This is a genomic window from Pseudoalteromonas sp. BZB3 (assembly GCF_040104455.1).
In the GTDB taxonomy this organism is placed as follows: Bacteria; Pseudomonadota; Gammaproteobacteria; order Enterobacterales; family Alteromonadaceae; genus Pseudoalteromonas.
This window is the reverse complement of sequence record NZ_JBECOS010000019.1, coordinates 69,394-91,203: the sequence shown is the minus strand read 5'-3', so window position 1 is coordinate 91,203 and position 21,810 is coordinate 69,394. Positions and strand designations below refer to the sequence as shown.

Genomic DNA, 21,810 nt, shown 5'->3' with positions numbered 1-21,810 from the left:
AAAAATGCAACGCATGATAAATGGGGTCATTGGTTTTGCTAAATTAGACAAAACCTTAGATGCACAGCAAGCACTTGATGAGCTTAACAAGTTAGAGCAACTTGACTGGCATACCCATGTAAACAAAACGTGTTATCAGGGGGAGTGGGATGTGGTTGCATTAAGGGCTCGGCATGAGCATTTAGAATGCCATCCTATTTTGCAGTGCTTTTCTTTAGAAGGGCCGCAAACATCTTGGATGAATTTACCGATTTTAGAGCGTTTGCCGTGTATAAAGGCGTTTATTAATTCACTCCAGTGCCCAGTAAGATCTGCGCGCTTGATGAGGTTAAAACCTCAAAGCCAAATATTACCACATTCTGATAACCATGTTTCGATTGAGTACGGTGAAGCGAGATTACATGTCCCTTTGTCTTTTGGTGATGACGTCGGTTTTTATGTTGAAGAGCAATGTGTTCCTATGAACTCAGGAGAGCTTTGGTACATCAATACCCATTTGACTCATCAAGTGACAAACAATAGCAACAAAAGCAGAGTAAATTTAGTAATCGATAGTGATGTTAATGAATGGTTAGCATGTTTGATTAAAAACAAGCAAAGAAATATAGACGTTAATGATACCAATTTAACGCACGTTATAGGATAAGGATCATGGTGCAATTTACAATTCCGCAAGGGCTGCATATTCGCCCCTCAAAGCCAAGTGATACACCTTTTTTAGAAAAACTGCACAGAGAAGTAAGGCAAGATCTGCAATGTATAGAGGGTGAACAGGACTTTATTGAGTCAATAGTCGACATGCAGCTTAAAGCCCAAATACAAGGCTACGGTGCTCAGTATCCTAATGCAATGTATTTCATTATTGAAAAACATGGAGAACCGATAGGCAAGGCAACCCTTGATTTTGGTCATAATGAAATTCGCTTAATTGACATAGGCTTTTTGATCGCAGCTCGAGGACATGGTTTTGGCAGGGCAATTATCCAATCTTTTCAGCATTGTGCTGCTCAGTCAGCAGCCCCTTTAACTCTCTCTGTCTTAAGCCACAACTTGGCTGTGAAACGCTTGTATTTAGAGCTTGGGTTTCAAGTTTCTGAAGTTCAGACACCATACGAGCTCATGATTTGGTACCCCCCTTCTATGAAGCAAATTGTGGGCGTTTAAACGCGTTCGTCAATGGACGGGCTTTTTCTTAAATAAAAATATAAAGAGTAGCAAGAAATGGGAATAGTAACGCATGATTTGATGCACTCGTTAGTGGGTGAAACAGTAGACGTATTTTCAGTACAAAATGAACAACAGGTTGGTGTGCTTGAAATTGATAATGTAGAGGCTGGCAAAATAAATACTGAGGAGTTTTCTTCATTCAGTATTTCCCTTCATGGTGATCCGAATAACCAACTTCCTCAAGATAACTATTTATTTAAGCATAGTGCGTTTGGTGAATATCCGATGTTTATGAGCATTTATGACGTTGATAAATATCAGATTGTTATTTCGCGTAAGCGTAGTTAAACAGTGGGTTAAACCCAATTTAAAAGTAAGGAGTGGTTTTTATGGTTAATCCGTATTTGGGCATGATGCAGATGGTTGCCTTTAATTTTCCACCTGTTCATTGGGCATCATGTAATGGCGCATTGATTAATATCCACGACAACCCCGCGTTATTTTCATTACTCGGAAATACGTTTGGTGGTAATGCTCGAACGAACTTTGGCTTACCAGATATGCGCGGGCGAGCGCCTGTTTATCAAGGCAAGTATGGCATCATGAAGCAAGGGCAAAAAAGTGGCTTTGAAGAGGTTACTTTGACAAATGCGCAAACAGGGCACAATCATGACTTTCAAGTTAGCTCAGCAGAAGGTGATAGCTTTTTACCCTTTAGCAATACTAATCCAACGGCGCGATATGCCATATCGACGGCAAATACACAGTACGCACAAGGTGTGAAAAAGTTTTATGCGAACAATTCAGGTGATTTGGATACTTTATCGTCTCAAAGCATGGGTACTGTGGGGTCGAATGCGCCACACACTAACCTTCAACCGACCACGGTAATTGGTTTTATTATTGCACTTAACGGTGCGTATCCACCAAGAAACTAAGTAAAGGAGCATAATATGAGTGATGCATATTTGGGTGAAATTCGCATGTTTGCAGGTGTGTACTCTCCATACCACTGGTCATACTGTGCAGGTCAGCTACAAGCGATAACTGATAATCAGTCTTTGTTTAGTCTACTGGGCTCTAATTATGGTGGTGATGGTCGGTCAACTTACGGCCTTCCAGACATGCGCGGGCGAATCCCAGTCGGTGATGGGCAGGGGCCAGGCCTGACAAATCGAGTGATAGGTCAGCGGTATGGTGTTGAACAAGTTGTGTTGTCGACGGATCAATTGCCAGTGCACAATCACGCCGTTCAAGTAGCCAGTGCAGCGTCAGAATTACAAGCACCAGTTGATGGGCAGTCTTACATTGGTAGTGAATTACATTTTTTACCTGATTCTACCGCAGGGTTAGAGACAAGGCCCTTTAGCAGCGGAGTAATTGGCAAAACCGGTGGTGATGAAGCGCACGAGAATAGAATGCCAATGCTGTATCTCGGTTTTATCATTTGCATGAACGGCTTATACCCGTCTCGTAACTAAAGGAGTAATAAAATGGATCCATTTATTGGTCAGGTCGATATGTTGCCTTATACCTTCGCGCCAGTGGGTTATACGTTCTGTGATGGGCAAGTTATTGATATCTCACAAAATCAGGCATTGTTTGCAGTTATAGGTACTATTTACGGCGGCAATGGTCAAACCAACATGCAAATGCCGGATCTACAAGGCAGAAGTCCAACCATGTTTGGTCAAGCACCGGGGTTGTCTCCGGGGGATTTAGGTAACAAAGTTGGATTACCGGATGTTGTACTGATGGAGAGCCAATTACCTTCTCACACTCACGAGTTATACGCTGGTAAAACGATTAAAGCAGGTTTGATTGATAGATCGAACGGTACAGGTTTACTCTCTGCGGCAAGAGCAACAACAGGGGGTTTAGCCCGAGTTTATTCATCAGATGATTCGGGAGGGTCAAACATTACCCTTAACCCACAAGCGGTATTAAACAGTGGACAAAATCAAGCACACGAAAATAGACAGCCATATCTAGCAATACAATTCTGTATTTGTATAGATGGTATATTTCCTCCAAGAAGTTAAAAATATGCCCCTCATTAAGTGGTTAAGTGTTTGTTTATTATTCCTATGTAGCAATGCCGTTGTTAGCAGCGACTTTGCTACTGTGGTTGACGAGCCCTTTTTGTCTTTTTATAACCAATCTGGATTGGTCAAGCTTTATGAGACTGACAGAGAAGGGATTTATCAAAGTAATGTGGGGATAGAGTTATTTTTAAATAAACGCATTATCGTTGAGACAAAAAAGCATTATTTTAGCCAGTTAAATGAGACTCAAGGTGTCAGTAAAATTCAGATACTTGCTGAATTAGAGCACACTCAAATAGTCTTATTAACTGCAAAAGCAGAGCTATTTATTCAAGTATTTAATTCGTTAAAGAACGAATTAAATGTTGTTCAGGTTCAACCTGATTTTGCCATTGTTAAAGAATCAAGCTTCAATAAACAAATACAAGAGCAACCATTTAAGCTTGATGCGATTACATTAAAAGATTTACCCCTATCATCTTGCTCATCGCCTACATCTAAGCGTATTGCCATAATTGATGATGGCTTCAATTTTGAGCATCCCTTACTTTCTGACTTGGACTTCATACTCGCGTACGATGCGGATAAAAGAGCCACCTCCAAAATGTTTCAGCAAAATGGCCACGCCAGTATGGTTACAGCAACAATTGCTCAACAATTATCGGATGATCAATCGCCGGTTACAGCTCAATATATCGCACTGCAGCAATCTAGTACGCTCACTTCAGCCATGATATTAGCATTTAGTATTTCTCAAAAGATGAACGCGCACATCATCAACACCAGTTGGACTTTACCTTTTTTGTCAGACTTTCTTTCTAAAGTGATTGATCATGGCTTAGTAAATGGTGGGGTCGATTTTGTGGTGGTGTCGGCCGGAAATCACAGCCAGCCGGCATGTGAGTTTAATCATCTGGCAAAAATTAAAGGGGTCACTATTGTAGGAGCACATACTACTGAGGGGGCGATTTCAGGTTTTTCAAACTATGGCAAATGTGTAGATATTTACGCACCTGAAAAGGTGGTTTTGAACCATAAAAAAGGCACATTAAAAGCCCTCGGTACTTCTGCTGCTGCGGCTATGGTGTCGGGTGAGCTTGCTCGACTGTTAAGTTGTGGCTTAACAAAAGCACAAATACACAAAAAGTTAAAAACATAAAATCAATAAGACACTTTTAGATTCAATTTGCATTTATCAAGGAGTAAAGACTTGCAAGGGTATCAAAAATTAGACTTAGCTGATGTATCAGAAAACAAAGAGCCAGTGCGCGTCGACTTTTCAAGTGAGTACAGTGAAAACTTTCCAAAGCTGCTAAAAGCCCTTGGGGTTTCTTTGGTGGTGACTAGTTACCATTCACATTCTGTCATGTTAATACGCAGCAAAGATGGCAAATTAAACTGCGGAGTAAAAAAGTTCATACGTCCGATGGGAGTCACAGTTAGTAAGGATAGGCTAACAATTAGCACTGCGTATCGAGTTTTAGATTTTAAAGCTAGCCCTCAATCTTATGAAAGTGTTCAGCAAGGCAGTTTGGATGACCTCACTGCAATGTCTAAAAAACTCCAAGATAAAGAAAGAGACAACGACGCTTTTTTGACCATGAGGAAAGAGCAAATAGCTGCTATTAAACAAAGTGACGTGCTTTATACAGAGCGAGCTTCATTATCTACTGGCATGATAAATACCCATGATATTGCTTGGGGAGATGAAGGGTTATGGGTTGTTAATACAAGCTTCTCGTGTTTGGCGACCCTGTCACCAGAGTATGGCTTTAAGGCCCGTTGGAAGCCGCCTTTTATAAGTGAATTGACGCCCGATGATAAATGTCATTTAAATGGCATGGCAATGTTAAATGGTGCTCCTAGGTATGTGACCACTTTTAATATGACTGATAAGAAGGACTCATGGCGAGAAGAGTTAAATGGGACACTGATTGATGTAAAAACCAACGAGTTCCTTTTAACAGGTCTTTGCGCACCGCACTCACCAAAGTGCCACGATGGAGCAGTATATTTATGCGATTCAGGTAGGGGACAAATTATACGCTTTGACCCACTAGAAAATACAAAACATGTGATCTGTACTTTACCTGGATTTACCAGAGGACTCATTGTGTTTGGGGATTTGATTATTGTGGGCACTAGTAGAATACGCCGATCTGATGCAGTGCAAAAATACCCCTTAGCTGAGCAAATACAGCCTGACGAAACACAGTGCGGTATTTGGGTTTTAAATAAACATAACGGCGAGATAATCTCAAACATTATATTTAGTGGTGACGTAGAGCAGCTTTACGATATCGCTGTTCTTCCTGAGTCTACCTACCCTGAGTTAATGAGTGCAGACGATGCAGTTTCAGCACATTTGTTTGAATTCTCAAAGGAACTAGTCAATGAAAAAATCTGATATGACGGCAACTATTATTGGTGCCATGATCCCGTCTTTGTTAAATGCAAGCCCGAGCATTCAATATCATGAATTGTCGACTGTTAAAAGCTATGAAAACACAGAGCTTACGTCTTTGACACTTGCGTCTTCGCACTATTTTAAAGATTCAGCTGTTGAGCAAAATAATCGAGTGACAACCGCCTTAGACTTCACAACCCAAAAAGTATCAGCAGCAAAAGATGATTATAAAAAGCACGCCACTTTGACCTTTTTGCAAGAACAAGGTTTACTGGAAAGTGACGGCAAGGAATTAATGCAAGTCAGTGGCGAGGTGAACTTAAACAAAGAGCTTGCAGCATCTTGCAGAATAGCATCTTGGCCTAGCTCATATAGTTGCACTCAAGCTTTCGGAAGTGAAGCCAGTTGTGCACAATCCGGCGGAGTATGGTACCCAGACACTGATAACTGTACTGCGGCGGCATCAGCTGATATTAATGTAAAAGGTAACGGTAGCTCAATCACCTCTGGGGACACCACCCCAAGTGCCGCAGATCATACTGATTTTGGCACACATCAAACTGGGGCCAGTAATTTTACCCGCACCTTTACCATAGAAAATATCATTGCATCCTCTACGCTAACTTTGAGTGGCGCTTCATCGGTTAGTATTTCTGGCTCCAGTGACTTTTCAATATCCAGCCAGCCTTGCTCAAGTTCTTTAAATGGGATAACTAGCACGACATTTGTTGTTCAGCTAGACCCGACCACGGTTGGCTCACCTGAAGCGACAGTGACGATTTCCAGTAATGACCCAGATGAAAGTAGTTATACTTTTAAAGTGGGCGCAACAATAACGGCTGCAAATACGGCACCTGTTATAGATTTAGATACAATTGTTGCTGGTAACAACAGGTCGTCATCATTCAGTGAGGGCGGTGGAGCTGTGGCTATCACTAACAGTGCCAGCGTCTCTGATGCTGAATCAGATACCATTAAAACAATTACGGTATCTCTGACAAACGACCAAGATGGAACTTTGGAAGGACTAAATGTTTCGGGCGCAGCGCAAAATGCTCTAAATGGAGTTTCGGGCAGCTCAGATATCACCCTGCAAGATACCATTTCGATTACAGGTGCGACTGCAACACTTGCCCAAGTGCAAACATTTTTAGACGCCATAACTTATAACAATACGTCGTCAACGCCTGATACAACTGCTAGAAATGTAACGGTCGTCGTCAACGATGGTACTGATGACAGCGTATCACGCACCGCAACGGTAAGTGTCGCGAATGTCACTTCTACTTCATCATCAGGTGCATCGTTCGATACCACAACCGGTGCTAATTTAAATCCTGCCATTTCATTTAGTGGGGAAGATGAAACTCTCACTATAGCCCAAACCTCCCATGCTTCAGGGTCTACAGCGGATGGCGGCGATGGTACGGATACGCTGATTATTGCTAATGGTGTCGACATCAGTAATTTAACGTCTTTGATTAACTTTGAGACCTTGTCACCGTCTTCAAGTGCTTTGATTAGTTTAAAAGAAACTCAGCATGATGCGTTTGCTACCATTAATGGTGACAGCACTCATCAATTTACACTCTCCAATGCGGATGGCGACGGCGCATTAACAGGTAATGCTGGGGTAGGGACTTATGTGCTTAGCGATGCCTTTACCTTTACTTTAGGTAGTGCATCGCAAAATGTGACTGGTAGTGGCTCAAATGATGTCATCAATGTCGCTGCATTTACGCCTACCGGTACGCTCAATGCTGGTGGTGGTACAGGAGATACACTGCGACTTGCAACGGGGGCAAATATCGCAGGTGCGACTATATCAAATACCGAAGTATTGGAGTTGAACTCGGGGGCTTCGGTGGCCATGACTGAAGCCCAGCATGATAGCTTTAGCTCAATGACGGCACCGGGCTCAGAGACCATTACTATCTCTGCGGCAAGCGATGGATTAACAGGTAATTCAGCAATAGAGAGCTATGTTTTATCTACCTCAAATACGTTTACATTGGGCAGCACTGGGCAAAATCTCACAGGGAGTGCTAACAACGATACGGTCAATGTGGGAACACTTAGTGCGACAGGTACATTGGCAGGCGGCAGTGGCACAGATACGCTTAGTGTCGGAAATGGCGGCAGTATAGCAGGTGCAACGGTGTCAGGTTTTGAAAACCTCACTTTATTAAGTGACGCATCTGTGACGTTTGGTGCTGCACAATTGTCTCTGTTTTCGGGTACGATTACGGCAGCTGGCACAGAGACTATCTCAGTATCTGGTGATGGCAATTTGTCCACGCTTGCTGGCATCGAAAATTATAACATTGACGATGACAGCACGAATACGCGTACGGTAACAGTATCTGCTGCTGATCACTCGGTAACCGCTATCAGTGCCAATGATGCAATCACTTTCAATGTCGGTACGTTAGCATTTACAGGGACGCTTACAGGGGAAAATACTTCTGCTGACACCTTGAGCTTATCTAATAGTGCAGATATTAGTGGCGCGACCATTTCAAATATCAGCAATCTTGCTTTGGCAACTGGCGCGTCGGTGACCATGACCGCCGCGCAAAATGAGAGCTTTAGTGGCTCAATCACCGCTGATGGTACAGAAACCATCGTGATTTCAGGTGATGGCGATATAACAACGCGCTCAGGCATAGAAAATTATACGGTAGGTGATGACTCTAGTAATACACGTACGATAAATGTAGGCGCAACAACAAGTGTTACAGCGGCATCGGCGACCGATGCAATTACCTTTAATGTTGCAGGACAAACCTTTTTGGGTTCGTTAACGGGTCAATCGACTGCTGCCGATATTGTGTCTGTCAGTGATGGTGCAAATACAACAGGAGCAACTTTTAATAATGTGAGCACACTGTCATTGGCAAGTGGCGCAACAGTAACGATTAATGCTCAAAATGTCAGCGACTTTTCAACAGCAATAAACGGTGCTGCGGGTACTGAAACATTAAATTTGGTCAGCGGTGACGCGTTTGACTTTAGTTCGACCAGTGTCTCAAGTATTGAAAATATCTCGCTAGGTTCCAACAGCATCACTTCGGTGATCATTACTGATAATTTTTCTTCTGATGGCGGGACAGTTACAGTAAGTAACTCATCGGGCTCAGCGATTAATGCTGGGGTCACCATTGACGCATCTGCATTAGCGGGTGAGAGTTTGGTAATTTCTGCAACAGATTTAACGGGTAATGACACTTTAACAGGTGGTGACAGTGCCGATACGCTAAGACCTGGTTCGGGCACAGACTCTATAACAGGTAACGGTGGTAATGATAACTTTATCGGTAGTGCCAGCGATTTAAATGGCGATACCATTTTTGATCTTGCTATAGGTGATATGATCACAGTGACAGGGTCTACAGGCTTAACAACCAGTAATGTTAGATTTAACGGTAATGGCACTTTACAAATTGATACAGATGCAACAGATTTTGCCACAACAGAGATTGCGCTTAGTTTAAGTAATTCACCGGGTGCAAGTTTAGACTTTACCGTAGCTGACAGTGGCGCGGACACGGTGATTACCTTTGTTGCCGCAAATGATACACCTACTTTTAGTTCGCTGAACGGGTTATCTACCTTTACTGAAAATGGCTCTGCTGTTGCTATCGATAATGACATGACGGTTACTGATACTGAGTTGGATGCACTGAATTCAGGTAACGGTAATTATAATGGCGCGTCAATCACCATTGCTCGAAGTGGCGGAGCAAATACAAATGATGTATTTAGTAACCTAAACTTATTAGGGGCGCTCGTTCAAGGAAATGCCTTTACTTACAATGGCACATCAGTGGGTACCGTTACTACAAACAGTAATGGCACACTGGTTTTAACCTTTAATAGCAGTGCAACTTCTGCGATTGTAGATGAGGTATTGCAATCCATTGCGTACTCAAATTCTTCAGACGATCCTGTCAGCAGTGTGACCTTAGACTATACGTTTAATGATGGTACTGCGAATAGCTCAGGGACAAACCAAGCAGTGGTGAATATTACTGCTCAAAATGATGCACCTACAGACATAGCCCTAAGTGCAAACAGTATCAATCAGTCAGTGACGGGCAGTGCTGTAACTGTAGGGGCGTTAACTACTATCGATGTTGACGCCTCAAATAGCCATGCATATACCTTGGTTAACAGTGGGGCGAGTGTAACTGGGACTTGTAGTGCAAGTACTGGCAACGCGAGTTTACAAATCAGTGGTTCTAATTTACAAACTCAAGCGGCAATTGCCGCAGGTACCTATATTGTATGTGTGCAAACTCATGATGGTACAACCAGCTTCCAAAAAGCGTTCACCATTACAGTATCAGATGACGTAGCGCCAGATGCGCCAAGCACGCCAGATTTGATTTCAAGCTCTGACACGGGAGCGTCTTCCTCTGACAATTTAACAACTGATACAACACCAACATTTAGCGGAACAGCAGAGTCAGGCAGTACCATTCGTCTTTTCAGTGACTTATCAGGCAACACTGTGATTGGCTCTGCTACGGCAACAGACGGAAGTTGGTCAATTACAGTGAGTGCGTTGTCGGCAGCAACACATGCCATTACGGCGAAGGCTACGGATGCAAGCAACAACGAAAGTGTCTCGTCTTCAGCTCTTATAATTACCATAGATACGAATGCGCCTAACGCACCAAGTGCACCAGACTTAGCGGCATCAAGTGACAGTGGCTCATCGAATACAGATAATTTCACCAATGACACTACGCCAACATTTTCAGGAACGGGCACGAATGGTGACACCATTTCACTGTCATCTAATCTAGATGGTTCTATTGGTACAACAACTGTGTCGGGTGGTGTTTGGAGTATTACAGCCTCTACTATGCAAGTGGGCTCGCACACAGTAAGTGCACAGGCTTCTGATGCAGCCGGTAACGTGACATCAGCATTAAGTACTCTTGCGGTGAGTATTGATACGGTAGCCCCAAGCGGCCACAGTGTGGCATTTGACGATCCGCTCTACTCAAATGATGAAAAAACTGCTGCGTCCTTTAGCTTTACCGGAGCAGAAGTGGGCAGCACTTACAGCTATACTATATCTAGCAGTAATGGTAGCACGGCTGTTACCGGCACAGGCACGGTGACCTCTGCGGGTCAAACTATATCGAATATTGATTTAAGTGCGCTGAATGACGGTACACTGATCTTGTCAGTAGTGTTAACAGATACAGTAGGCAATGCGGCTTCTGCTGTGACTGCTACCAGTGGCCTTGATACTGCGGCGCCAAGCGGTCATAGTGTGGCATTGAATGACACTGTTTATAACAGTAGTGAAACCAACGCAGTGAACTTTAGCTTTAGCAGTGCTGAAGTCGGTGCGTCGTATACGTACACGCTTACTAGCAGTAATGGTGGCACGTCAGTCACAGGTAACGGCAATGTGACCAGTGCCTCACAGACGGTAAACCTGTCCGACATCAGCGGTTTGAATGACGGTACGCTCACGCTTTCTGTGTCATTATTAGATGCTGCGGGCAATGCAGCGACGGCGGTCACAGATACTGCGAGCCTAGATGCAACCAAACCGACGGTGACTTCATTCAGTGCCGTGGACAACAGCTTAAAGTCGGGTGAAACGTCAACGATTAATATCACTTTAAGTGAAGCCAGCACAGACTTTACTGTGGACGATATTGCGGCAACTGGCGGGACCTTGAGCAACTTTGCGGCGACCAGTAGCACTGTGTATAGTGTGCTATTCACGCCAACAGCAAACTCACAAACCAATGCCACATTAGACATTGCAGGCGATACCTTCACCGATGCGGCAGGCAATACCAACACAGCCGCGACTCAACTGGCTATCACTGTCGATACCCAAGCACCAAGTGGCCACAGTGTGTCTTTTGGAGATAGCTTGTATGGTGACGCCGAGAAAACAGCGGCATCGTTTAGCTTTAGCGGCGCAGAAGTGGGGGCAGCTTATAGTTACACCATTTCAAGTAGTGGCGGTGGTACGGCTGTTACCGGCACGGGCACGATCAGCACAGCTACAGATACCATCAGCAATCTTAATTTATCGGGTTTAAATGATGGTGATTTAACGCTGTCTGTGACACTCACAGATACGGCGGGCAATGCGGCATCGGCTATCACTGCAAGTAGTATGTTAGACAAAGCAAGTCCATCAGTGACAAAGTTTACTGCTTCTGCGACATCCTTAAAATCGACAGAAACGGCAACCATAAATATTTCCTTAAGTGAATCTAGTAGCAATTTTGCTTCTCAAGATATTACTGCCGTAGGTGGAAGTGTAAGTAACTTCACTGCAACTTCAGCTACTCAGTATTCAGTCACCTTTACACCGTCTGAAAATTATGACGCCAATGCCACATTAGATATTCATGCTGGCGTATTTACCGATGCAGCAGGGAATAACAACACAGCTGCGGCTCAAATAATCATTGATGTCGATACCCAAGTACCAGCGGGTCATACTGTCAGTATTGATCAAAGTGAAATTAACCGAGAAAATGAAGCCGCACTTAGTTTTAGTCTGAATGGCTTAGAAAGTTCAGGTTCATTTACTTATACCATTACTGATGGTACTAGCAGTGTAAACGGCTCAGGTTCTATTACTTCGGCTACGGCGTCTGTCACAGGGGTTAACGTCTCTAGCTTGAATGAAGGCACATTGACTTTATCTGTCATTGTAAGTGATACCGCTGGCAATAACGCAGAAGCGGTCACTGATACAGTGACGAAACGATATAATGTCGCGCCGCAACTGACAGGCTTACCAGCAGCATCAGTGAATGAAGATGCTGAATACAGCTTTACACCAACACTTACCGATCCAGATACAAGTGATACGCACACTTATAGCATTGTGAACAAACCTATCTGGGCTGCGTTTGATACTCAAACGGGTAAGTTATCTGGTACACCAACTGATACGCATGTTGACGCATATACAGGCATTGTAATTACGGTAAGTGATGGCACTGATTCAGCGAGTCTGACTTCTTTTGATATCACCGTAAATAACACCAATGATGCGCCTGTTGGACAAAATATGAGCTTTAGTCTGAATGAAGGCGGGTTACTGACTAAAGCGCAGAATGAAGGTTTATTAACGCTTGCGAGTGATGATGACACTGACAGCGGGGATACGTTAACAGTATCGGCGGTTGCACAGCCGCAATTTGGTCAGTTAACCCTTAATACAGACGGAAGCTTCAGCTATCAGCATGATGACAGTGAAAATCACGCCGATAGTTTCACTTACCAAGTAGTTGATAGCAGTAATGAAACTTCTGCGACTTATACTGTTACTTTAACAATCACACCTGTGGCAGATGCGCCAACAGTGGTCAATGACACAGCACAAACAGATGAAGACACTGCCGTAAATATTAACTTACTTGATAATGACTCGGATCCTGAAGGTGATATGGTCGCTTCGTCTGCGGCGATAGTGACTCAACCGACTAAAGGCTCAGTATCTATCGCAAATGGTGTGGCAACGTACACGCCGAATGAGAATGTAAATGGTCAAGATAGTTTCACTTATACAGTGAAAGATGCACAAGGTAATACCTCTTCTGCGGCGACAGTCACTTTAACGATTAATGCGGTTAATGACGCGCCAGTAGCTGCCAATACAACTATAGCTATTGATGAAGACACAGCATCTCAAGCAACCAGCTTAAAAGACATTGCCTCAGATGTTGAAGATACAAATCCTACGGGTGAGCTTGCTCTAGTTACTAACCCTGCAAAAGGGGCTGTGACGTTTGACCAAAATGCAGGGACATTTATATACACTCCAAATGCCAACGAAGTAGGACAAGATACTTTCACTTACACCATTAAAGATAGTGACGATTTAGTCTCAAACACAGCGACCGTGACCGTTAATATTGGTGCTGTGAATGATAGACCTGTTGTTGGTGATGATTCCGTTACCACCGACGAAGATGTGTCAGTCACTCTGAATATTCTTGCAAATGACTCAGATGTTGAAGATGCAGGCTTTAACGGTGCGAATGTTTCTTTAGAAGATCAAGGAAATGGTGCTGGAGAGTATTCTAAAGCGACTGTCTCGATTAACACCGACGGCACACTTAATATTGCTCCGAAACAAGATGAAAATGGCAGCTTTAGCTTTACTTATACGTTGACAGATAGCAAAGGCTTAGCATCTGAAACAGCAACAGTTACGGTTACTTTAACCGCCTTAAATGACGCGCCAGTTGCTTTAGATAACACTGCTGAGATCCAAGAAGATGGTTCTTATGAAGTTAACGTTTTAGGTAATGATACTGACGTAGATGCAAACGACAGCTTCGACTTAAGTAGTGTGAAAGTAGTGACAGCAGCACAAAATGGTCAAACGGTCGTTAATGCTGATGGTTCAATTACTTACACGGCGAATGCAAATTACTATGGTAATGACACATTTACCTATACGGTAGCGGATGCAGCAGGTGCTGTTTCGAATGAAGCCACAGTTACTATGACTATTAACTCTGTCAATGATGCACCGGTTGCCACAGCTCAGTCAGTTGATTTAGATGAAGATGGATCATTGATTATTACGCTTGCAGCAACCGATGAAGAAAATGACGATTTATCGTTCTCGATTGCTACTAATGTGACAAGCGGTACATTGGTACAGCAAACTGAAACAACTTGGTTGTATACACCAAATGCAGACTTTAATGGTGCGGATAGCTTCACCTTTATTGCCAATGATGGTACTGATGATTCATCTGAGGCTACTGTTGGCATTACTGTCAATGCAGTAAATGATAAACCAGTTGCTTCAGCGCAAAGTGTTTCAGGAGATGAAGATACTGATATCACCATTACACTTTCTGCGACCGATTCTGAAAATAGTGAGCTAACTTATAGAATCGTGAGTGCGCCAGTAAGTGGCTCAGCTTCATTAGTTGGTAATGTCGTCACTTATAGAGGTAACACAGATTTCAATGGTTCAGATAGTTTTACTTTTGTTGCTAATGATACAGAGTTAGATTCAGACGAAGTAACTGTGAGCATTACCATTGACAGTGTGAATGATGCACCGACTATTTCCGGTTCGCCAAGCAGCACGGTCGATGAAGATACTACTTTTGACTTCACACCATCAGCCAATGATGTTGATGGTGACAACCTAACATTTTCTATTGCCAATAAGCCTAGCTGGGCTAATTTTGACAGCACAACGGGGCAATTAAGTGGTACTCCGACGAACAGCTTCGTTGGAGTCTACAGTGATATTCAGATCTCAGTAAGCGATGGCTCTGAAATCTCTGCATTGTCTTCGTTTAGCATCACAGTGATAAACACCAATGATGCACCGGTTATTTCGGGTAGCCCAGTAGCTTCTGTCGATGAAGATTCAGCATACAGCTTTACACCGACTGCAAGCGATGTGGATGTAGGCGATAACCTCACATTCGCTATCAGCAATAAACCGAGTTGGGCAAGTTTTGATACTTCGACGGGCACCTTGTCAGGTTCACCAACGAATGATGATGTTGGTAGTTTTGCCAATGTCATAATCAGTGTTTCAGATGGCACAACCAGCACTGCACTCGATGCATTTACTATTACGGTGAATAATACCAATGATGCGCCAAGCATTTCGGGTACGCCTGCAACCTCTATAGATGAAGATTCGGCGTATAGCTTTATTCCAATGGCCAGCGACGTTGACGTAGGCGATAACCTGACATTCTCAATTACTAATAAACCTAGCTGGGCAAGCTTCGATACTTCAACAGGCACCTTGTCAGGTACACCAACGAATGATGATGTAGGAAGTTTTTCAGATATTATTATCGCTGTATCTGATGGGACCTTATCAGTTGAGCTTCCGTCGTTTAGTTTGACAGTAAACAACACTAATGATGCACCGGTTATTTCGGGCAGCCCAGCAGCTTCTGTTGATGAGGATTCAGCATACAGCTTTACACCGACTGCAAGCGATGTTGACGTTGGCGATATCCTAACATTCTCTATCAGTAATCAACCGAGTTGGGCAAGTTTTGACACTTCAACGGGGTCGTTGTCAGGTACGCCAACGAATGATGGTGTGGGTAGTTTTGCCAATATCGTGATCAGTGTTTCAGATGGTACAACCAGCACAGCACTCGATGCATTCTCTATTACGGTGAATAATACCAATGATGCACCAAGCATATCGGGTACACCTGCAACCTCTATAGATGAAGATTCGGCGTATAGCTTTACTCCAACGGCCAGCGATGTTGACGTAGGAGATAACCTGACATTCTCAATCATTAATAAGCCTAGCTGGGCAAGTTTTAATACTTCAACAGGTACCTTGTCAGGTACACCAACAAACGATGAAGTGGGCATAACAAACAATGTTGTGATTGCGGTATCGGATGGAACAGTCGCAGTTGAATTAAGCGCGTTTGATTTAACAGTTAATAACGTCAATGATTCGCCAGTAGGTAGCGCATACAGCTTTACTTTAGATGAAGCTGCACTGCTGAGTGTTGATGCCCAGTCAGGTCTATTAAGTTTGGCCACCGATGATGATTTAATTCACGGTGATAGCTTACAAGTTTCACTTGTAGCTCAGTCACTTTATGGACAGCTTAGTTTAAATACCGATGGAAGCTTCTCTTATCAGCATAATGGTGGAGAAGATTACGCTGACAGTTTCACTTATCAAGTAGTCGACAGCGCGAATGCCACATCCGCAACTTATACCGTTACTTTGACAATAACACCTGTGGCAGATGCGCCAATTACACAAGATGACAATGCTTCAACGAATGAAGACACCGTTGTGAGCATTAATTTATTGAGTAATGATTCGGATGCTGAAGGTGATATGGTTGCGTCTTCTACGAGTATTGTAACTCAACCGAAACTAGGCTCAGTCTCTGTTAATAACGGAGTGGCAACCTATACGCCTAATAAGGATGCCAATGGTACAGATACTTTCACCTACACAGTGTCCGATGCAGAAGGGAATGAGTCGAATACGTCGACAGTAACAATTTCTATTGCTGCGGTGAACGATAAGCCAATTGCTAACAACTTTACTATTAACCTTGATGAGGACGCTGCGGCCACAGCTTTTGCTATTAGAGAAAGCACCTCAGACATTGAAGATGGGACCCCTAGTGGCGAGTTAGTTGCGATTTCGCAACCTAGTAAAGGTCAAGTAAGCTTTGATCAGCAAGCTGGCACTTTCACTTATTCACTTAATAACAATGAAAATGGTGTAGATAGTTTCAACTATACCGTTGCAGATAGTGAAGGGCTGGTATCTGAGCAAGCGACAGTGACCATTAACATCGGTGCAGTCAATGACAGGCCTGTTGCTCAGGATGACAATGTTACAACTAATGAAGATGTGGCTGTCACTCTGGATATCCTAGCAAACGATAGTGATGTAGAACAAAGTGAGTTTAATGGTGCAAATGTATCGTTAGAAGACCAAGGCAACGGCACTGGGGATTATGCCAAAGCCGTTGTCACTATCAATGCGGATGGGTCACTTAATATTGCGCCTAAGCAAGATGAAAACGGTGAGTTCAGCTTCACTTACACCCTAACTGATACTGATGGTCTGACATCTGAGCCTGCCACAGTAACGGTGACATTAACACCTGTCAATGATGCACCTGTTGCAGTAGACAACACAGTTCAGCTGCAAGAAGATGGTCAGTTTGAAGTGAATGTACTTGGCAATGATTCCGATGTAGATGATGGTATAGACCCGTCATCAGTCGTAATTGAATCTGGCCCACAATTTGGTCAAGCCACGATCACTTCAACAGGATCAATTGTTTACATCGCCAACGAGAATTATTTTGGTGATGATGCATTTACCTACAGTGTAAAAGATTTTGCTGGTGCAAAATCGAATATTGCGACTGTGGATCTACAAGTAGATGCAATCAATGATGCGCCTGTTGCTGAAACACAGTCATTGACAGTATCAGAAGATACCAGTTTAACCATTACACTGAGTGCGACTGATACAGAAAACAGTGCACTGACGTATCGTATTACTGATGATGTTACCAGTGGCAATTTAGTTCAGCAGTCATCGACACAGTGGTTATATACACCTAATCAAGACTTTGCGGGTTCAGATTCATTTAACTTTGTCGCAAATGATGGTGAGTTAGACTCTGAGCCTGTGGTAGTTTCAATTTCAGTTACTGATGTAAATGACGCGCCTATTCTGATAGGACAAGCTGTTTCCACAGATGAAGATAGTGCCTTAGATATCAATTTGGCAGCCAGTGATGTGGACAATACAGACTTTATTTATCGTATGGCTAGTTCGCCGAGTAATGGTTCTGCTAAGATCAATGGTGGAGTTGTTACTTATACGCCAGACACGAACTTTAACGGCAGTGATAACTTTATGATTGTCGCGAATGATGGTGAGCTTGATTCTGAGCCTGCAACTTTCACTGTGACTGTCTCGGCTATCAACGATGCGCCTGAGATCTTAGGCTCGCCAATAACGCAAGTCAATCAAGATGCTGTCTATAGCTTTACGCCTAATGCACAAGATCTTGATAGCGAAACACTTAGTTTTAGCATATCTAACAAACCCAACTGGGCTCAATTTGATAGTGCTACAGGTCTGTTATCAGGCGTACCATCAAGAGGGGATGTTGGCATATTTGAGAATATTGTAATCTCAGTATCTGATGGCGAGTTAACTGCATCGCTTTCATCATTTAACATCAATGTTGCCTATGTTAATGCGGCACCAATAGCGAATGCTATGTCAATCTCATTAGATGAAGATACGACAACTTCGCAAAACTTCAGCGCTACCGATAGCGATGGTGATAACTTATCTGTGACTATAGTTAATCAGTCTCAACAAGGTGCTGTGGTTGTTCAGGGCACAAGTTTCACTTATACACCTGAGGCTAACTTTAATGGTAGCGATCGTTTTACTTACAGAGTATCTGATGGTGCGTTGACGACTGCTGAGCAAACAGTTTCAATTACAGTAAGCAGCGTCAATGATTCACCTGTTGCGAATGCAGATAGTTTTAGCTTTGATGAAACTGACACTAATACCTATTTATTGGATGTTTTAGCAAACGATTCAGATATTGAAGATAGTCAACTAAACATAATAGGGGCTAGGGCTTCAATAGGAACTGTTAGCATTGTGGATGGTAAGCTTAGTTTTGTTGCACCTGCTGACGTATTAGGACAAATAGCACTCTCATATGTAGTATCAGATAGTGATAATGGCACAGCTCAAGCTGAAGTTGAATTAGTAATAAATTCTGTATTAGGTTCCGCACCAGTGATTACTGTTCCAAGTGATATCACAGTGGATGCAACTGGGCTATTTACCAAAGTTGATATTGGTACAGCTACGGCATTAGATTTTAACAATAATCCTATAGCAGTTTCTCTTGTTAATGGAACAAATCTATTTTCGCCAGGAAGTCATTTAGTATATTGGCAAGCGACAGACAGCCAAGGTTTGCAGTCTATAGCAACACAAAATGTATTTGTAAACCCATTAGTATCTTTGTCTAAAGATTCTCAAATTGCTGAAGGTCAAAATCATGAGATTACACTCCATTTGAATGGTCCTTCTCCTGTTTACCCTGTTATTGTGCCCTTCAATGTTTCAGGTCAAGCAGATTCATCGGACCATGATTTAGTTTCTGGTGAGGTAACGATTGCCCAAGGCACTGAAGCTATGATTGGCTTTTCGGTATTTGAAGACGCCCTTGGCGAAGGTAATGAGTCTTTTGTAATTACACTGTCTGACTCTGTGAACGTAGGTGCGAAATCATCCACATCAGTGACGATTGTAGAAGAAAATGTAGCTCCGGAATTGTTTGTTACTGTTTCGCAAAATGGTGAACAGCGATTGCTAGCCGAAATAAACAATCAGCCGATTAAGCTAGTTGCAAGCGCAACAGATACAAATCCTAATGATAGCTTAACAATTGAATGGACTGCAGTTGATTCTGACGTAATCAATTTAAGTAGTGATGCTAATACATTCGAGTTCAACCCAGAACAAATGTCAGCAGGTATTTATCAATTCACAGTGTCAGCAACAGATAATGGAGAACCTAGTCTATCTTCTGCAGCAGATGTGTATGTTGAACTTATTGAAAGGCTCTTACCATTAACATCACAGGATACAGATGGTGACTTAATACCGGATGATCAAGAAGGTTACTCTGACAGTGATAACGATGGTATTCCTGATTTTCAAGATGCGATTACAGACTGTAACGTGATGCAAGAACAAGCTGGCGAGTCCAGTCAATTCTTAGTTGAGGGTGAGCCTGGTGTTTGTTTACGTAAGGGGGCCACTGTTACTCAAAATAGCACTGGTGGTGTGCAATTGTTAGAAAATGAACTGCCTACTGATGAAAGTGCACTTAACATTGGTGGCTTATTCGACTTTATTGCTACGGGGTTACCACAAGCAGGTGATACTTACAGTATTGTAATTCCTCAGAGAAGGCCAATTCCACTCAATGCAGTATATCGTAAGTTAAAAGGAGGCGAATGGGTTGATTTCGTCAACGGCAATGGCAACCAAATTCTCTCAGCAACGGGTGAACCGGGTTATTGTCCTCCTCCTGGTAGTAATGAATGGACTGAAGGTCTAACTGAAGGTGACTGGTGTGTGCAATTGCAGATTGTTGACGGTGGACCAAACGATGATGATGGTATTGCTAACAGAGCTGTGGTTGACCCCGGTGGTATTGCAGTACCTAAAACTAGCAATAACTTACCACAAGCTCAGTCTGATGAAGTAACAATTCGCTCTGGTGAAGCGATTATTATTGATGTATTGAATAATGACAGTGATGCAGATAATGATACGCTGACAATAACGGGAGCGAGCGTAGATTTTGGCTCGGTCGTGATTGAAGATAATAAGTTGGTTTACACTCCGCCAAATGACTTAATTGGCCAAGCAATTATTCAGTACAGCATTTCTGATGGCAAAGGCGGTACATCTAATAGTACTGCTACAGTGAACTTGATAGTAAATAGCGCACCAACAGCAGCTCTTGATATTGCAAATACAAATGATAAAGCAACTATCACTATAGATGTTTTAGCAAATGACACAGATAAAGATGGAGATGAGCTAAAGCTTGTCAGTGCAACTGCTCAGCATGGTGAAGCACAGGTTAATCTCAATGGTACACTGACGTATGTGCCAAAAGTTGGTTTTAATGGCATTGATGTTATCAAGTACACCTTAAAAGACAGTAAAGGCGCACTTTCACAAGGTGAAGCGCGTGTTACCGTCACAGCCCATCAAAGTGTTGCGATTGAAAACAAATCATCAGGTAGCCTAGGAGGGGCAGTTATCATTATGATTTCAATTTTATTAATGAGAAGAAGGAAGACCTTACTACCAAGCTTTGCGTTAATTACATCTAGTTGTTTAATTAGCTCTGAAACGATGGCATCTAATTGGGGGATAGAAGCTGGAGTCGGGCAAGCGAAAGCTGATTACTCAACGACAAACGTAGATGGCGTCACAGAAGTCATGGTTGACGACAGCAGTAATAGTTGGTCAGCTGGTGTCTATTATCAACTTACTTCCGATTGGTCTACTTCATTACGCTATATCGACTTAGGGCAAGGAAGAGTCTCTTTTAAAGGGGAGTCTCTAACGCCGGATTCAGTCCACCAGAGCGTCGCTGAACAAGCACCAAATTTTTCTGAAGGCTTTGCACTTCAAGCCAAATATAATTTCTTAACGTTTGGTCATGCTCGAATTGGCGCTTTCTTAGGAGCTTACAAATGGGAGTACAAAGTCGAAAGCGTGAGAAATAACCAACTGATAAAAAGCGAGATGGATGGCACAGACTTATATTATAGTGTTGGGATGAGCTATGCATTAACAGACTCTCTTAGTGTTCAACTTGATTATAGTCACTTTAATCTAGAGCCTGAGTCTGTCTCAGATCTTCAGCTCGGATTATCGTATCGCTTCTAGCAACAGAGCGTTAAATCAATAAGAAAGCCTTACTAATGTAAGGCTTTTTTATGGTCAGTATTAATTTAGCCTGTAGTAACAATTTTCATAAGTATGATTCTTTAATTGATTAGCGATAAAAAGCCCGATTAGATTCAGTTTCACCAGCAAATATTTACCTCTTTATAAACATCTATTAATACTGC

The 21,810-nt window shown here is 42.8% G+C and carries 9 protein-coding genes; all 9 read left to right on the top strand.

Annotation, left to right across the window (positions count from 1 at the left end; genetic code table 11):
- The first annotated feature begins 4 nt into the window (after window positions 1-4).
- Genes ABMY35_RS20035 through ABMY35_RS19995 form a run of 9 tightly spaced genes read left to right on the top strand, consistent with a single transcriptional unit; the run spans window position 5 to window position 21,625 of the window.
- Window positions 5-646 carry an aspartyl/asparaginyl beta-hydroxylase domain-containing protein gene (locus ABMY35_RS20035; RefSeq protein WP_349287838.1) on the top strand — a complete coding sequence of 214 codons (642 nt, stop codon included), beginning with the start codon at window positions 5-7 and terminating at the stop codon, window positions 644-646.
- A 5-nt stretch (window positions 647-651) separates the two neighbouring features.
- Window positions 652-1,164 carry a GNAT family N-acetyltransferase gene (locus tag ABMY35_RS20030; RefSeq protein ID WP_349287837.1) on the top strand — a complete coding sequence of 171 codons (513 nt, stop codon included), beginning with the start codon at window positions 652-654 and terminating at the stop codon, window positions 1,162-1,164.
- 57 nt (window positions 1,165-1,221) lie between these two features.
- The gene (locus ABMY35_RS20025) at window positions 1,222-1,515 is read left to right on the top strand and encodes a hypothetical protein (protein ID WP_349287836.1); all 294 of its coding nucleotides are present in this window, start codon (window positions 1,222-1,224) and stop codon (window positions 1,513-1,515) included.
- A gap of 41 nt (window positions 1,516-1,556) precedes the next feature.
- Window positions 1,557-2,105: a tail fiber protein gene (locus tag ABMY35_RS20020; protein ID WP_349287835.1), complete on the top strand. Its 549-nt coding sequence runs from the start codon at window positions 1,557-1,559 to the stop codon at window positions 2,103-2,105.
- A 15-nt stretch (window positions 2,106-2,120) separates the two neighbouring features.
- On the top strand, window positions 2,121-2,648 hold the full coding sequence (locus ABMY35_RS20015; protein WP_349287834.1) for a tail fiber protein: 528 nt from the start codon (window positions 2,121-2,123) through the stop codon (window positions 2,646-2,648).
- A 12-nt stretch (window positions 2,649-2,660) separates the two neighbouring features.
- Window positions 2,661-3,209: a tail fiber protein gene (locus tag ABMY35_RS20010; protein ID WP_349287833.1), complete on the top strand. Its 549-nt coding sequence runs from the start codon at window positions 2,661-2,663 to the stop codon at window positions 3,207-3,209.
- A gap of 4 nt (window positions 3,210-3,213) precedes the next feature.
- Window positions 3,214-4,371, top strand: coding sequence for a S8/S53 family peptidase (locus ABMY35_RS20005; RefSeq protein ID WP_349287832.1), 1,158 nt, complete (start codon window positions 3,214-3,216; stop codon window positions 4,369-4,371).
- Between the two features lie 51 nt (window positions 4,372-4,422).
- Window positions 4,423-5,619 carry a TIGR03032 family protein gene (locus ABMY35_RS20000; protein WP_349287831.1) on the top strand — a complete coding sequence of 399 codons (1,197 nt, stop codon included), beginning with the start codon at window positions 4,423-4,425 and terminating at the stop codon, window positions 5,617-5,619.
- Entirely contained in the window at window positions 5,606-21,625 is a 16,020-nt protein-coding gene (locus tag ABMY35_RS19995; RefSeq protein ID WP_349287830.1) for a tandem-95 repeat protein, read from the top strand. Before ABMY35_RS20000 ends, ABMY35_RS19995 begins: the two co-directional genes overlap by 14 nt.
- Window positions 21,626-21,810: the final 185 nt, after the last annotated feature.